Raw genomic sequence first — 14,446 nt, forward strand, 5'->3', positions numbered from 1 at the left:
TCAGAGATCAGGACGCCGGCCGGGTGGGGTGACCCACCCGGCCGGTTCGTCAGTTGGTGTGACGTTGCTCCGCGAGTTCGGCGAAGGGCAGCGGGCAGCAGGGGCTTCCGGCGCAGGTGACCAGGTCGTCACAGCCGGCCGAGATGGCGTCCCGCAACGTGTCGCGGATGACCATCAGGTCCGCCAACCTCTGCTCGATCTCGACAAGCTTCTCCCGCGCACGCGCCTGGAGGCCGGTATCGGACCGGCCCCGGTGCTGGTGTTTGCCGGCGTCGAGCAGGTCGGCCACCTCGTCGAGGGTGAAGCCCAGGCGTTGCGCGGTCTTGATGACTCGCAGCAGGGCGACCGTCTCGGCCGGGTAGAGCCGGTGCCCGCCCGGCGAACGCGGCGGCGAGTCGAGCAGTCCCCGGCGCTCGTAGTAGCGCAGGGTCTGCTGGTTGACCCCTGCCGCGTCGGCCAGTTGACCGCTGCGCAGGCGCGACCCGGTCAACTCTGGCTCCCCGAAAACACGGCCCGCTCGGCCAGGGCGTCGAGCACGTCGACGTGGGCCGCCGGCACCCGGACGTCCAGAAAGAGCGAGTCGGGGTCCGGCCGCGAGAAGTCGAAGGTGAAGAACGCGCAGCAGGACGACTCTCGGGCCGTCAGGTCCCGCGCCAACTCCTCGACCCGGGCGGCACCGTCGACTCGCAACCGCAGATGCCGCGCCGACAGTCGGTCGACGCCTCGTACCGCGGTGGTGAAGAACCGATCGAACTCGGCGAGCCGCAGCGGCCGTTCGGCCGTCGGGAGGTTGCAGGCATCCGGCACCCAGGCCTCGTCCGTCGTGACGTGGCGATCACTCATACCGTCGACGGTAAGCCTGTACCCGGGTACCAGATGCAAGCCCGACGGCACTGCCTCGCCGTCATCCGCGGATCGCTCGCGCGGCGATCGTCAGTAGCACGTCGAGGAGTCCCAGCGTGCGGTACAGCGCGTAGAGGATCCACACACCGAACAGGCAGACGGCGGTGATGAACAGGACAGGCCCGACAAGTGACGCATCCCCGCCCGCCCAACCTCCCCCGATCCCGACGGTGGCCACGACGCCGAGCAGCACCACAGCGCGCCCCATCCCCTTCAACGCCTGCCAGAGGGCAGTCGCGTACGCGGAGGTGGGCACCACTGCCGATGGGGGCATGATGGGCGACGCCTCGGGTGCCCACATCGCCAACTCCTGGAGTCGCCGCCCAGCGGCCCGGTCCCGTTCGTGCGGAGAGACACGCAGAACCGCCTCCAACGCGCAGAGGTCGTCCCGGCTGCGTAGCCGTCCGGTGCGCGGATCGCTGAGCAGCAGGATGGCCCCCGGACGTCCCTTGTGTCCCCGCTCAGTGAGCAGCCACGCCTTGCCGTAGCCCTGCAGAGTGCCAGGTGGCAGGATGTCGACAATTCCGGAACGCAGGCTCGTCGGGTGAGTCGGGACATCATTGCCGACCACGAGGTTCGTCCCGCTGACCATCGCCGACCCTTCCGCGAGGTTCCGGCAGTCACCAAAGATCTGCCAGATTCCGAAGGTGGTTGCGCCGACCGCGACCAGGCCCACGACCAGCATGATGACGCCGAGCAGCTCGTTGCGCTGCGCCCCCAGGCCGATGAACAACAGCGTAGGGACCAGGACAAGCAGGTACCAGCCAGCGAACAGCAGGGCCTTCCGCCGATCCAACCACCGTGTCAACCGGGCGTGGTCGGGCTCGTCGGGAAAACAGCGCAGCGGGATCGCGCCGGCTGGCCGGGTCAGCTGTCGGCAGAGGTTGTGGAAGCGGTCGCCGGCCAGCGCGGCCACGTCGCGCAGGAGCAGGTCATCTCCGTAGTCCACCTCGCCCAGGTGGAACAGTTCCACGGCAGCCTGGCCGCCCAACCCGGTCTCGTCGGTGAGCGGAACGCCCAGGTTCACCCCGGCCGCCGGCACCAGTAGCAGCCGCGGAGACGCCATGCTTCTCCGCCGAGCCGTTGCGGGGGCGTCGGCGAGCACGACCGCCGCGATCTCGTCCCACCGCAGATCCCGACTGAGCTTCGGTGTGCGCACCGACCAGCCTCGCGCGTCGACATCGACGCGGAACGGCATCACCGCGTGCCGCAGCATCGGACCAGCGATCGCCAAACCGAACAGCACAACCGCCCCGCAGAAGAGCAGACCAACCCAGCCGAGGCCCTCCGTTACCGCCTTGTACGCGACCGAGGCTGCTCCGCCGAGCATCAACAACCCGAAGAGGAAGGGATTCAGGCGGTCGATGTACGGGCGGCGCAGCTTCACCAGATCATCATCGGACGCCGAGTCAAAGCGCCTGCCGCGCTGGCACAGGCGCTCAGGCTCGACCCGACCAGCGAGGCCGCCGCGCCAGGGACAACCACCCGAGGAACCTGGCGTGCATCGCCGGCGGGTCCGGGCGCAACCCCAGGCCGTACGCGTCGTCGATCGCGTCGTGCATCGACGCGCCAGGTAGAACGCCAAGGCGATGGAGTGGCCGTGGAACTCGGCCGCGAGCGCTAGTTGGGCCGGGCGGCACGGCCAGGGCGCGGCGCAGTTGCGGCACAGCCACGCCGGACGCATCGGCAGGTGCGAGCGGGGGCGGAGTCGGGCGTTCATCAGACCCGCACCATGCCTCGCCGTTGTCTGGCCGGCAGGGCCTGCATTCGCACGCCCGCCCGTCGCACGTACAACTCGCGCCGCGCGACCGCGTCGCCCGCCGCGTTCAGCTGGTAACCCTCGATCCAGACCCACCCGTCGTACGTGTGCCACTCGGGCAACTCGCGGATGACGCGTACGACGATCGGCCGCAGGAACTGCACGCTAGCGGCGGTGGTCAGGTGGATGACGTCGCCGGCCTTCATCTTCTCAGGCACGGTCTTCCCTCTGGTGCTGTTGGGTAGGGGCCGCTCTCGTGAGTGCTCGCCCGCCGGAAGCGGCCCCGCTACGAACGCGACCGCCGGTCTCGTGGTCCCTACCAGCCGCGCCGCCTGGTGACACTCTGCTGTGCAGGCCACTACGCTCGGAAGGCGTCCGTGGGGTCCGGGCCGGAGCTGGCAGAGCAGCCTCCAGCGTGTAGCGCCCCGGGTAGTCGATCTCCAATTTGAGGAGCGTTGCATGGCTGACGTGCCGAGTCCGCTGGCGGACTTCATCGTGGGCGAGATCCGCCGTGCTCGCGGAGCGTCCGGGATGACGCAGGAGGCGTTCGGTCGGGCGGCGGGCTTCAGCGCCTCACACGTCAGCGCCGTGGAGAGCGGCACCCGCGCCCTGACGATGGACTTCATCAAGGGCGCCGATCGTGCGTTCAGCAACGACGGGCTGTTCGGACGCCTGGTGATGAAGCTCGGCGCGCCGTCGTGGTTCCTGCCGTGGCTGGACGCCGAACGCGGCGCGCGACAGCTTCGTCTCTTCGAACCACTCCTGATCCCCGGCCTACTACAGACCGAGAACTACGCCCGCGTCGTGATGCGGTTGAATGACCTCATGTCCGCGGCGGAGGTGGACCACCAGGTCAGTGCCCGCATGAGTCGGCACAAGATCCTCACCATCGACGCTCCGCCGCAGGTGGTGGCCGTCCTGGATGAGTCCGCGCTCCACCGGGGCGGCGACGAATACGCCGGCATCATGGCGGAGCAGGTCGCCCACCTCATCGCCGTCGCGGAACTGCCGCACGTCCACGTACACGTGATCCCGGCAGGCGCAGGCCTGCACATCGGGCTGTCCGGGCCGTTCGCATTGGCGCGGGCCAGCGACGGGGCGTGGGTCGGGCACCTTGAGAATCAGCTAGGCGGGATCGTGGTCAACACGGAAGATGGGCTGGATATTCTCCAGGCGAGGTGGGAGAACGTTCGTAACGAAGCACTCCCGCGCCGACAGTCCAACGAGCTGATGAAGGAAGTGCACAGCCATCATGGACCTCACTAACGCCACCTGGCGCAAGTCCCGGCGCAGCGGATCGTCCGGCGGCAACTGCGTCGAGGTCGCGGACAATCTGCCTGGCATCGTCGGCGTGCGGGACAGCAAAGACCCTGGTGGTCCGGCACTGACCTTCGGTCCGTCGGCCTGGCGGGCGTTCGTCACTCAGGTCGCCACGCGGCCGTAACCGGCGACCGTTGCAGGTCGCGCGATGCCGACGGATGTGGGCGCCGAATCGGCCGCCGTCTCAAGGTGCCGTGCGACCGTCAGCAGGTTGGAAGCTCGGTAGTAGGCGCGCGGGTCATCGCGCCACGTCTCAGGTCCCACCCGCTGCCGCAGCGCTTCGACGGATGCGCTCAACATTTCTCGTTGGGCGGGGCGCAGTGCGCCGCCTGCTTCCAGGGACACGCCGACGCAGGCGGCCAGCTCCAAGGTGGTCGAATCCGGCTCTGCCAGCAGCGTAGGTGCCTCATGACGTTGCCAGTACCGCACGGCGTGCAGGGCAGCCGGTCCGGGGGCGCCGTACCAGCAGCGAGGAGAGCCGTTCGGGTTCGGATCGGTCGGGCGAGGGCTTCGCTGGCCACGGCGCTTGGCGAGCCTCCGTTCGGCGGCGTAGTCGCGGAGATCGGCATGCCAGCCCGCACGACTCGCCACGAGAGCGTCCAAGGCGCGCAGCAACGCCGACTCGTCACGTTGCAACGGCCCCGCGATCTCCTCAAGAAAACTCAGCGTGGCGTGGAACCCGATCGGCCGGTACATCTGCACACAGGACCTCAGCGCTGACACTCGCCGCCGGTAAGGCAGCTCGGGGTTGCGCACGTGGCGGGCGTAGGTGCCGAAACTCACCCGCCGCAGGCTAGACCGGCCGGTCAAGCCTGCCTAGGTCCCGGCGACACCGTCGAGGTTGGCGGCCAGGTCATCCCGCACTCTCTAGGGAAGCTCCACAAGCTCACACAGGGCAGAGCGAAAGCAGCGGATGTCGGATCATCGCGTTCGCGGACCACCGAGTCGGGTTAGTTCGCCTGCGCCACGCATTGTCCGCCCGAGTCGCGCGAATCGGCGACGTGCAGATCGAAGGTGCCCGACACCGGAAACCAAAGATTCATGTACACCATGTCACCGTCAAAGTCCTTGCTCGCGCAGAACCTGGCGGATCCGGCATCTGCTGGCGCCACGAGCCACGCCTCCCTCTTCACTACGTGCTCGTAAAAAGAAAAAATGGCCTGCTCGTTCACTGCACCGTGATACTGGCGACCGGCATAGGCAACCAGCCGGTCCACGTCGCATCCCGAGTACAGGCTGTCTGGCTGCGCCCCGTCTGGTCGCTCCATCAAGAGCGGGAGCGCCTCCATTGACGTGGCCCGACTCTGACAGTCGGTAAGTCTGACGCCCTGCCACCGGGAAAGCGCTGCGGCACCAGCAGCAACTACCACTATCACGATTGCGACAATGGCTGTGCGTCTGAACATCACGCCATAGTATCGGCGTCCAAGCACCAGCGAAGACCTGACTCGATCTTGAATTGGTCCAGCGTCAAGCCTCTGAGCTGGTGCGCCTGGTCCCCGCGCTACACCTGGTGCCCGGGTCCGTCATCGTCCGTCGACGACCGCTGGTTCGGCTGCTCACGCTCGGACCTCAACCGCGAGTGATGCTCGCTCAGCACGTCGATCGCCTCTCTCAGACTGCAGCCGAACTGCTCGTGGATCATTGCGAGCGCTTGTATGTTGCGCCCGGCTCCGCTCAGCTCGTCGAGGTTCTGGTTGTCCACCTGTCCAGGATGCCGGACACTTAACAGCCCGGAACAGCCGTGGGCCGGGCTGACGCTTCGCCTGCAAGCGCCTCAGGCTCCCGCTCGAATTCCATCGACGCCAGTTCCCGCGACATCCGAGGGTCGTGGGCTCGCTCGACGAACCTGAGACCCCTCGCTCTTGGGCAACCAACGGCCGCAAGCCGGAACCTCCACGCCGTACAAGCGCCAGCCAGAGCTGGGATCCTGATTCGAGGGACCCGCCGTGTCAGAGGCGGTGAGTAGCTTCTCTGCAACATGACCACCACGCCGAGGAAGGGCGCACATGGAACTACCGCTCAGGCGAGTCGAGCGCGCCGAGACACCGGTCATGTTCGTGGCCGTCAAAGACGGATCAGACGAGATCGGGCCGGCCTGGGACCGCTTGGAGACCCTGCTCGGGTCGCTGCGCGGGCGCACATTCCTCGGCGTGTTCGACTTCGGCATCTACCGCTGCTGCGTTCAGCTCCGGGCTGGTGACGACCCCGCCCGACTCGGCCTGCAATCAGGCGTCGTGCCGGGCGGCCAATACCTGAGCGCAACCATTCGTGGTTCCCAACCCGCCGCCTACGCCCTGCTCACCCCGACCTTCGAACAACTGCGGCGCTCCGGGGACCGGGACGACACTCGCCCCAGCATCGAGTACTACCGCCGCCACGACCGGAGCGACCTGCTCATGCCCATACGAGACGGAGCCTGACCGACCGAGCACCACAGCCGGGCCCTTCCGCCCCGAACATCACCCGCCGTCGACGAGGAGCACGCGCGGCGGCTCACTGCCCTCTCGCCTGACGTGCATGAGCGACAGCCTTGAGGCGAGTGCGTCTGCGAGCACCCGCAGTTGGGTCCTCGCTGCGAATGTCCGCCCGTTGATCGAGTCACTGGCAGCCCTGGTCGATTACGAGGCCGACGCCTGGGACTGGGACGCCGTCGAGGCCGGGTTGGAGGGCACGGACGCCGACGATCCGCACGGGTGGTACGACTACCCACTCATCGGGACCGTCGCCACGCTCCATATAGAGCTGGCGAACGACCCCGGATCCATCATCACCACGGTTCAGGTCCATCACGCGCCCGACAAGCTGCTAGGAGCCCGCATCGAAACTGTCCTGTCGATGCTTGCCCGCTATCAGGTCATGGCGTAGTCGAGCCCTCGATCTTTAGCCGTACATCGCCGCGACCGGGCGTCTCCAAGACGTCAGCGCGTCCAACGCCGGCCGAAGTTGGCCAACGACGACCATTGACGCCCCGACATGGAACGAGTTCAGAACCTTGATCAAGGCTCTGAGCTGGTGGACGACGGACGAGTCGACCTGTACGCCGGATTCTGTGCGCGGCGCGTACCCCGAGGGGTTCCGCGCCGGCGGCGGCCATCCATCTCGGCCTGCCGTTGCCGGCAGGCTCTAGCGGCCTACCCGCAGACATCGGGCGGGCAGCCCTCGAGCGTCTGCGCCGGGTCGTCATCTTGCGGTGACGGCCCTTGCTTGGCCTTGCTCCGGGTGGGGTTTACCGAGCCACCCCGGTCACCCGGGGTGCTGGTGGGCTCTTACCCCACCGTTTCACCCTTACCGTCCCCGTTGGGGTCGGCGGTCTGTTTTCTGTGGCACTGTCCCGCGGGTCGCCCCGGGTTGCCGTTAACAACCACCCTGCCCTGTGGAGTCCGGACGTTCCTCGGCGGCGGGCCGAAGCCCGCCGACGCGACCGCCCGGTCGACTCGTCCGTCGCGCCTCCATCCTAACGACGCCGCGGGGACGCCCCTTTCCGCCCACCTCGGCTCGGCCGATGACGATGACGGACCGGCGCGGCCGACACACGCCCGAGGGCGCTCAGGCCTCCAGACGCGCCGTCCACGACGCCACGTCGGCGACCGTGGAGTTGCCGCCGCAGAGCACGAGACCCAACCGGGCGTCATCACCCACCCGCTCCCGTACCTGGCGGGCGGCCGGCAGCAGGCATCCGGCGGCCGGCTCGGCCCAGACCTTCGCATGCTCGGCCAACTCCACAGTCCCCCGCACCGCCTCGGCGTCGGAGACCACCAGCACGTCACTGACCAGGGCGGTCACGTGGTCGTAGGTGAGCGGCGAGACGGTAGGCGCGCTGAGCGTGGTGACGATCGACGACAGCGGTACCTCGACCGGCCCGCCCTTGGCCAGGGCCTGCGACATCGCCTGCGCGCCCTCGGTCTCCACGCCCCAGACCCGTACCCCCGGCCGGCGTGCCCGCAGCGCCGCGGCCACCCCGGAGATCAGTGCCCCGCCGCCGACGCTGACCAACACGTCGGTCAACTCACCGGCGTCGTCGGCGAACTCCAGTCCGACCGTGCCCTGCCCGGCGAGCACCACCGGATCGTCGAACGGGTGCACCAGGGTCAGGCCGTCCTCCCGTAACCGGGACACGAGCGCGAACGCGGCGGGCATGCCGTCGGTCAACTGAACGTCGGCACCTGCCGCAAGGGCCACCTCGACGGCACGCGCCGGCGCCGTCCGGGGCATCACCACGGTCGCCGCCACGCCCAGGGCGCCGGCCATCACCGCGACCGCGATGCCGTGGTTGCCGCCACTGACCGCCACCACGCCCGCCGCCCGCTCGGCGTCGTCCAGGACGAGCAGCTTCGCCGCCGCGCCACGCGCCTTGAACGACCCGGTACGTTGCAGCAGCTCCAGCTTGGCGGTGACGGGCACGCCGAGCAGCTCGGACAGGCCAGGGCTGGGCACGGTGGGTGTGTGGACCACATGGCTGGCGATCCGGCCGGCGGCCGCCTTGATGTCCGCGAGCTCGATCATCGCTGAAGCGTGCCACAGCAGCGGGACGGGTCAGATCGCGGATCAGGAGGAGACCATCAGCGGTACCCGGTGAGCAGTTCCGCCCGAAGGTCGACGCCGGTGGCGGCGGACACCGAATAGACGTCCCCGAGCTGACCGAGTCACCCCGGCCACCCGGGCGATTAGCCGGCCGATTGTGCGGGGCTTCAGTGGGCCGGGCTAGCCTCGTGGGGCTATGGATCTCTCCCACGCCGCGCTGCTGCTCGCCGCCGGTCTCGCCGCGGGCACTGTCAACGCGGTGGCCGGTGGTGGTTCGCTGATCACGTTCCCGGCGATGATCGCGGTCGGGTTGCCGCCGGTGCCGGCGAACGTCAGCAACTCCGTCGCCGTGTTCCCCGGGTACGTCGCCAGTGTGGCGGGCAGCCGCCAGGACCTGCCGCGCCCCCGCGCGCTCGCCACGCTGGTGCCCACCACGATCGTGGGCACGATCGTCGGGGCGCTGTTGTTGCTGGCGACCCCGGCTCGCGCGTTCGAGCTGGTCGTACCCTTTCTGGTTCTCGGCGCGACCGCGGTCCTGGCCTTCCAGGACCCGCTGCGCCGACTGGTCGGTCACCCCCGGGATCTGTCACCACGCCGGCGGACGGTCGCGGTTCAGACGATGGTCGCGCTCGGTGCGGTGTACGGCGGGTACTTCGGCGCGGCGCTCGGGGTGATGCTGGTCGCCGGCCTGGCGCTGGTGCTCGACGCGACCCTGGCGCGGGTGAGCGCGATCAAGAATCTGCTCTCCGCCGTCGTGGGGCTGACCACGCTCGTGGTGTTCGCCCTGTTCGGCCCGGTGAACTGGGCGGCGGTCGCGGTGGTCGCGCCCGCCACCCTCATCGGGGGGTACGCGGGCGCGCGGCTGGTCCGCCGGCTGCCGCCGGTGCTGCTCAAGGGGCTGATCGTGGTGTTCGGTACGGCGATCGGCCTCTACCTGCTCTACCGCGCCCTGCGCTGACGAGCCGGACGCCCAAGATCCGCGCAACTTCCGGGATACTGCTGCCTCAGCGCGCGTCGAGGCAGCAGTATCCGTGAAAGTGCGCGGATCTTGAACCAGGTCCCTCAGTACGCCTCGCCCACCGGCTCCTCGGACGCGTGCTCGGTGTTCGCGGCGGCGCGGTTCCAACGGGACCACAGGACGCGCTCGCCGTAGCCGGCGGCCATCATGTGCGCGAACGCCAGGTAGACCAGCACTCCGACGGTGAGCACCCCGAACCCGACCCAGAACGGCAGCGCCAGGGACTGCTCGGCGAGCTTGCCGGAGATGATCGGCGCGGGCGCGGCGGCACCCCAGCGGACCAGGTTGAACGCGCCGGTGGCGAGCCTGCGGTCGCTGGAGCCGAGGCCGAGCGCCAGGTCGGTGAGGTTGGCGTTGGCCATGCCCATGCAGAGGCCGGCGAGCACGAGCACGACGAGCGCCTCGGCGGTGCTGGTGGACGTGGCGAAGAGAACCATGCAGATCAGCAGCCCGCCAATGGCCACGCCCACGGTCTGCACCGCGCCGATCCGGTGCGCGAGCCGGTGGCCGATCACCAGGATGCCGGTGGCCAGGCCGAGCCCCCAGCCGGTGAACGCGAGCCCCAGCGGGACGACGTCCAGGCCGAGGAACAGCGGCGTGTAGCCGAGTACGACGAAGAACACGAAGTTGTACGCGGCGGTCACCACGCAGAGGGCGATGAAGGCCGGCCGGCGGTAGGTGGCGAAGATCTGGCCGACGCGTACCGGGGCCTGGCGGTTGGTGGGCTCACGCAGCTTGCCGGCGGCCACACCGAGGGCGAGGACCATGAACACGCCGCAGACGAAGAACGGCAGCCGCCAGGAGACCTGGCCGAGCAGGCCGCCGATCAGCGGACCGACGGCGAAGCCGAGGCCGAGGGCGGTCTCGAACAGGCCGACCACCCACTCCCGGTCGATGGCCAGGTTGACCAGCACCACCATGGCGGTGGCGAAGAACATGGCGTTGCCCAGACCCCAGACGCCGCGCAGCACCGAGAGCTGCGCGATGTTGCCGCTGAACGAGGCGAGGATGGCGGCCAGGCCGACCACCGAGACGCCGGCGACCAGCACCGGCTTGAAACCGAACCGGCCGCTGGCGAGCGTCGCCGGGATCATGCCCAGGGCCATGACCGCGATGTACGCGGTGAACAGCAACTCGACCTGCCAGGCGGTGACGCCGATCGCCTCCCCGATGGCGGGCAGGATCGGGTCGACGACCGCGATGCCCGCGATGGCGAGGAAGGCCACCAGCGTGGTGGCGTAGATGGCACTGCGGTTTGGTTCGGATGACCGATCCACTCCGACTCCCCAATTAGCTGTATCGTACAGGTACTTACCCTGTATCCTACAGCTATGAGCGACGACGACGAGAGCACCCTCGGACTGATCGAGACCGAGGTCGCCCTGCTGATGCGCTTCGGCGAGGCCACCCGGCGGGCCAGCGGGTCCGCCGAGCACCGGGTGCTCGACCGCGCGGCGTACGTGATCCTGCGGCACCTCGACGCGGCCGGCCCGCAGAACGTCTCCGCGCTCGCCGCGCGCCTCAACCTGGACGGCTCGACGGTGACCCGGCAGGTCTCCGCCCTGCAACGCGACGGCCTCATCGTCCGCGCCCCCGACCCCACCGACGGACGCGGCACGGTCATCTCCCCCACCACGGCCGGCCTCCAGCGGATGGCCGCCGTGCAGGCCGCCCGCACCCGGCTCTACGGCGACATGCTGTCCGACTGGACCCCCGAAGACCGGGAAATCCTGGCGCGGCTCCTGGGCCGCCTCAACCAGGCCCTGGTAAACCGCAACCGCCCCCGCTGACCCCCACCGACCCCCACTGACCCCCGCCGACCCCCAAGATCCGCGCAACTTCACCGATGTTGCTGCCTCCACCGCAGCCGAAGCAGCAACATCCCTGAAGTTGCGCACACCCCACCTGGCCTTCGGCCCGACCGCCGCCAAGATCGCGCAACATCCTGGATGTAGTGGCATCCCCGCCGCCCGACACCACTACAACGCGCAAGGGGCGACAGGCGACAGGCGGCAGGCGCGCGACGGGACCGCCAAGCAGCCCGGGCGCCAGCCTCGCGGCGGGCGCCCGGGGAACGGGTACAGCAACAGGGGATGGGTGTCAGGCGACCGGTTCGCGGGCCGGGTCGGCGTCGCGTTCGACGCCGGGGGTGACGCGGGGGTCACCCTCGTCGGCGAAGTAGTCGTCCGGCGTGGTGCCGTCGACTCCCTCGGGCGCCTTCGCGGCCCGCAGGATCAGCGTCAACAGGGCGGCGACCGCCAGGTTGACCAGTACCGCCACGATGCCCACGTAGATCGTCTTGGGCGTGTCGAAGCCGAACTTCTCCAGCGGGAAGGCCGAGCCCCCGAAGTGCTTCTTCGTCGGGCTCGCCACCTGGTAGAGCATCCACATGCCGAGGCCCATGCCGGCGACCCAGCCGGCGATCAGGGCGGTGCGGTGGAACCAGCGGGTGTAGAGGCCCAGCGCCACCGCCGGCAGCGTCTGGAGGATGATCACGCCGCCGATGAGCTGGAGGTCGATCGAGAACTGCGGGTCGAGGAACACGATGCAGGCCACCGCGCCGACCTTGACCACCAGTGAGGTGATCTTCGAGACGTTCGCCTCCTGCGCGGCGCTGGCGTCCTTCTTCAGGTACTCCTTGTAGATGTTGCGGGTGAACAGGTTCGCCGCCGCGATCGACATGATCGCCGCCGGCACCAGCGCGCCGATGCCGATCGCCGCGTACGCGACTCCGGCGAACCAGTCCGGGAACTGCTGGTCGAACAGCAGCGGCACGATCGTGTTGTTGTCCACGCTGCCGGCCGAAGCCCCGGGCAGCGGCTTCACGCCGGCCGCGATGGCCATGTAGCCGAGCAGCGCGATCAAGCCGAGCAGCAGGCTGTACGCGGGCAGCGCCGACATGTTCCGCTTGATCACGTCCCGGTTCCGGCTGGCCAGGACGCCGGTGATGCTGTGCGGGTAGAGGAACAGGGCCAACGCCGAGCCGAACGCCAGCGTGACGTACTGGAGCTGGTTGTTGCCGTTGAGCAGGATGCCGTCGTTCGGGTTCGGTGACGCCTGGAACTTCGCGTCCGCCGCGTCGAAGATGTCGCCCCAACCGCCCAGCTTGTAGGGCAGGTAGATCACCGCCACGAGGATCACGATGTAGATCAGGCTGTCCTTGACGAACGCGATAAGCGCCGGCGCCCGCAGCCCCGACTGGTAGGTGTACGCGGCGAGGATGGCGAACGCGATGATGATCGGCAGGTGCCGGGCAACGGTGCTGTCCCCGGTCACGCCCATCGTCTTGAGGACCGCCTCGATGCCGACCAGTTGCAGCGCGATGTAGGGCATGGTGGCGACGATCCCGGTGATCGCGATCAGCAGCGCCAGCACGGGCGAGTCGAACCGCGTACGGACGAAGTCGGCCGGGGTGACGAAGCCGTGCCGGTGCGAGACCGACCAGAGCCGGATCAGCACCAGGAAGACCAGCGGGTAGACGACGATCGTGTACGGCACCGCGAAGAACCCGGCCGCCCCGGCCCCGAACATCAGCGCCGGCACCGCCACGAACGTGTACGCGGTGTAGAGGTCACCGCCGACGAGGAACCAGGTGATCCAGCCGCCGAAGCTGCGCCCGCCCAGGCCCCACTCGTCGAGGTGCGCCATGTCCTTCGGCGCACGCCACCGCGCGGCCACGAAGCCCATCGCGCTGACCAGCAGGAACAGCAGCGAGAAGACGATGATCTCGGTGAGATGGTCGCGCCACATCAGCAAACCCCCTTCGTTCGCGACTGCGGGGCTCGCAAAACCGGCTCACTCCTCGCGCTCACCGCACACCCCGCTTCTTCGTCAGCTGGTAGACGAACGTCGTGGTGGAGACGCCGAGCAGGATCCAGGCCAGTTGCAGCCAGTAGTAGCGCGGGAACCCGAAGATCCGGGGCGCGTCACTGTTGAAGAACGCCGGGATCAGCGGCACCACGATGGGGAGAAAGAGCAACCAGTTCCAGGGACTGTGGTCCTTCGCCCGGGACGGCGCCGTGGTGGGCGCCTCCGGTTCCGGTGCAGGCATCTGACACACCTCCGGGGAGTCGTGGCACGCGATGTAACGGCCGGAGGCTACGACTCTGTGACCGCCGTCACGATCAGCGCGCGGACGGCTCTGCGCCGAACGGCGCATCGGCTGCGCCGAACGGCGCGGACGCGCTGCTCAGGTAGTGGGGAGGTGCGCGGTGTCGTTGACCGTGCGGACCGCGATGCCGCCGTCGGGCCACAGGTCGAGCACCGAGATGCCCGCCGCGTCCAGGAAGAGCCGGTGCAGGAAGGCGTCGCTGGCGGCGAGGGCGTCGCGCAGCGCCAGCTTGATCGGCGAGACGTGCGAGACGACCACCACGGTCTCCCCGGGGTACGCCTTCGGCAGCGCGTCGACGACCCGGTGGACGCGTTCGGCGACCTGGGTGAACGACTCACCGCCCGGCGGGGCGATCCGCGCCGACGCGAGCCAGGCGTCCATCTCGCCCGGCCACTGCTGGCGTACCTCGGCGAAGGTGCGCCCCTCCCACTGCCCGAAGTCGCACTCGATCAGGTCGGCCTCGGTGCGGACCGGTACGTCACCTATCGCCTCGGCGATCGCCGCCGCGGTGGCCGTACACCGGGACAGGGGTGAGCTGAGCACGGCCGCGACGGACGGGGCCAGCGCGGCCACGCGCGCGCCGGTGGCGGCGGCCTGGGCGCGGCCGCGCTCGGAGAGCGGCACGTCGCCGCGACCGGAGTAGCGACCCTGTTCGGTGTACGCGGTCTCGCCGTGCCGCACGAGGATCAGCCGGGTGGCCGTGAAGCTCGGACGCGGCTCCCAGGAGGCCGGGGCGGTGGCCGGGTCGCTGCCGGTCGAGGCGCCGCCCGTCGGGGCGCTGGCCGAGGCCGGCGCGCTGGCCGCCGGCGGC

General features: G+C 69.3%; 18 protein-coding genes and 1 other RNA gene. 6 read left to right on the plus strand and 13 right to left on the minus strand.

The features are described from left to right. Positions 1-49 precede the first annotated feature (49 nt). From ABZV06_RS27080 to ABZV06_RS27095, 4 genes are all read right to left on the minus strand, one after another. Positions 50-490, minus strand: a complete 441-nt coding sequence (locus ABZV06_RS27080; RefSeq protein ID WP_355624992.1) for a MerR family transcriptional regulator — start codon at positions 488-490, stop codon at positions 50-52. Beyond that, entirely contained in the window at positions 487-843 is a 357-nt protein-coding gene (locus ABZV06_RS27085) for a hypothetical protein (protein ID WP_355624994.1), read from the minus strand. The genes ABZV06_RS27080 and ABZV06_RS27085 overlap by 4 nt, the downstream gene beginning before the upstream one ends. A gap of 61 nt (positions 844-904) precedes the next feature. Further along, positions 905-2,290: a hypothetical protein gene (locus tag ABZV06_RS27090; protein ID WP_355624996.1), complete on the minus strand. Its 1,386-nt coding sequence runs from the start codon at positions 2,288-2,290 to the stop codon at positions 905-907. Positions 2,291-2,622: 332 nt separating this feature from the next. Next, entirely contained in the window at positions 2,623-2,868 is a 246-nt protein-coding gene (locus tag ABZV06_RS27095) for a hypothetical protein (RefSeq protein WP_355625019.1), read from the minus strand. Positions 2,869-3,121: 253 nt separating this feature from the next. On the opposite strand from ABZV06_RS27095, the gene ABZV06_RS27100 reads away from it, so the two are divergent. After that, on the plus strand, positions 3,122-3,928 hold the full coding sequence (locus ABZV06_RS27100; RefSeq protein WP_355624997.1) for a helix-turn-helix transcriptional regulator: 807 nt from the start codon (positions 3,122-3,124) through the stop codon (positions 3,926-3,928). Continuing rightward, positions 3,915-4,106: a DUF397 domain-containing protein gene (locus tag ABZV06_RS27105; protein ID WP_355624999.1), complete on the plus strand. Its 192-nt coding sequence runs from the start codon at positions 3,915-3,917 to the stop codon at positions 4,104-4,106. Before ABZV06_RS27100 ends, ABZV06_RS27105 begins: the two co-directional genes overlap by 14 nt. Here ABZV06_RS27105 and ABZV06_RS27110 read toward each other — a convergent pair. From ABZV06_RS27110 to ABZV06_RS27120, 3 genes are all read right to left on the minus strand, one after another. Then, positions 4,085-4,765 carry a hypothetical protein gene (locus tag ABZV06_RS27110; protein ID WP_355625001.1) on the minus strand — a complete coding sequence of 227 codons (681 nt, stop codon included), beginning with the start codon at positions 4,763-4,765 and terminating at the stop codon, positions 4,085-4,087. The two genes, ABZV06_RS27105 and ABZV06_RS27110, sit on opposite strands and share 22 nt — an antisense overlap. Positions 4,766-4,932: 167 nt before the next feature. Further along, positions 4,933-5,199 carry a hypothetical protein gene (locus ABZV06_RS27115; protein ID WP_355625003.1) on the minus strand — a complete coding sequence of 89 codons (267 nt, stop codon included), beginning with the start codon at positions 5,197-5,199 and terminating at the stop codon, positions 4,933-4,935. A 287-nt stretch (positions 5,200-5,486) separates the two neighbouring features. Further along, entirely contained in the window at positions 5,487-5,687 is a 201-nt protein-coding gene (locus ABZV06_RS27120; RefSeq protein WP_355625005.1) for a hypothetical protein, read from the minus strand. A gap of 304 nt (positions 5,688-5,991) precedes the next feature. Here ABZV06_RS27120 and ABZV06_RS27125 point away from each other — a divergent pair, with 304 nt between their 5' ends. Both ABZV06_RS27125 and ABZV06_RS27130 read left to right on the plus strand, forming a co-directional pair. Then, on the plus strand, positions 5,992-6,405 hold the full coding sequence (locus ABZV06_RS27125; RefSeq protein ID WP_355625007.1) for a GyrI-like domain-containing protein: 414 nt from the start codon (positions 5,992-5,994) through the stop codon (positions 6,403-6,405). 97 nt (positions 6,406-6,502) lie between these two features. After that, positions 6,503-6,850: a hypothetical protein gene (locus tag ABZV06_RS27130; protein WP_355625009.1), complete on the plus strand. Its 348-nt coding sequence runs from the start codon at positions 6,503-6,505 to the stop codon at positions 6,848-6,850. Positions 6,851-7,005: 155 nt separating this feature from the next. On the opposite strand, the gene rnpB is transcribed toward ABZV06_RS27130, so the two are convergent. Together rnpB and ABZV06_RS27140 are read right to left on the minus strand one after the other, a co-directional pair. Further along, an RNA gene (gene rnpB, locus ABZV06_RS27135) (RNase P RNA component class A) lies at positions 7,006-7,422 on the minus strand. Positions 7,423-7,531: 109 nt separating this feature from the next. After that, the gene (locus ABZV06_RS27140; RefSeq protein WP_355625011.1) at positions 7,532-8,488 is read right to left on the minus strand and encodes a threonine/serine dehydratase; all 957 of its coding nucleotides are present in this window, start codon (positions 8,486-8,488) and stop codon (positions 7,532-7,534) included. Positions 8,489-8,702: 214 nt separating this feature from the next. Between ABZV06_RS27140 and ABZV06_RS27145 the strand changes: the two genes are divergently transcribed. Then, positions 8,703-9,464: a sulfite exporter TauE/SafE family protein gene (locus tag ABZV06_RS27145; RefSeq protein ID WP_355241379.1), complete on the plus strand. Its 762-nt coding sequence runs from the start codon at positions 8,703-8,705 to the stop codon at positions 9,462-9,464. Between the two features lie 104 nt (positions 9,465-9,568). Here ABZV06_RS27145 and ABZV06_RS27150 read toward each other — a convergent pair whose 3' ends face one another. Beyond that, complete coding sequence (locus ABZV06_RS27150) at positions 9,569-10,801, minus strand: MFS transporter (protein WP_355625013.1); 1,233 nt, start codon at positions 10,799-10,801, stop codon at positions 9,569-9,571. A gap of 54 nt (positions 10,802-10,855) precedes the next feature. Here ABZV06_RS27150 and ABZV06_RS27155 point away from each other — a divergent pair, with 54 nt between their 5' ends. Further along, entirely contained in the window at positions 10,856-11,314 is a 459-nt protein-coding gene (locus ABZV06_RS27155; protein WP_355241374.1) for a MarR family transcriptional regulator, read from the plus strand. Positions 11,315-11,624: 310 nt separating this feature from the next. Here the strand turns inward: ABZV06_RS27155 and mctP are convergent, their stop codons facing one another. The 3 genes from mctP to ABZV06_RS27170 form a co-directional block, all read right to left on the minus strand. After that, positions 11,625-13,274, minus strand: coding sequence for a monocarboxylate uptake permease MctP (gene mctP / locus ABZV06_RS27160; protein ID WP_355625015.1), 1,650 nt, complete (start codon positions 13,272-13,274; stop codon positions 11,625-11,627). Positions 13,275-13,332: 58 nt separating this feature from the next. Continuing rightward, the gene (locus ABZV06_RS27165; protein WP_355241368.1) at positions 13,333-13,575 is read right to left on the minus strand and encodes a DUF3311 domain-containing protein; all 243 of its coding nucleotides are present in this window, start codon (positions 13,573-13,575) and stop codon (positions 13,333-13,335) included. Positions 13,576-13,713: 138 nt separating this feature from the next. Then, positions 13,714-14,446, minus strand: a 733-nt coding sequence (locus ABZV06_RS27170; RefSeq protein ID WP_355625017.1) for a histidine phosphatase family protein, incomplete at its 5' end; no start/stop codon positions are given.

Source organism: Micromonospora sp. NPDC005172, from assembly GCF_040608555.1.
Lineage (GTDB): Bacteria > Actinomycetota > Actinomycetes > Mycobacteriales > Micromonosporaceae > Micromonospora.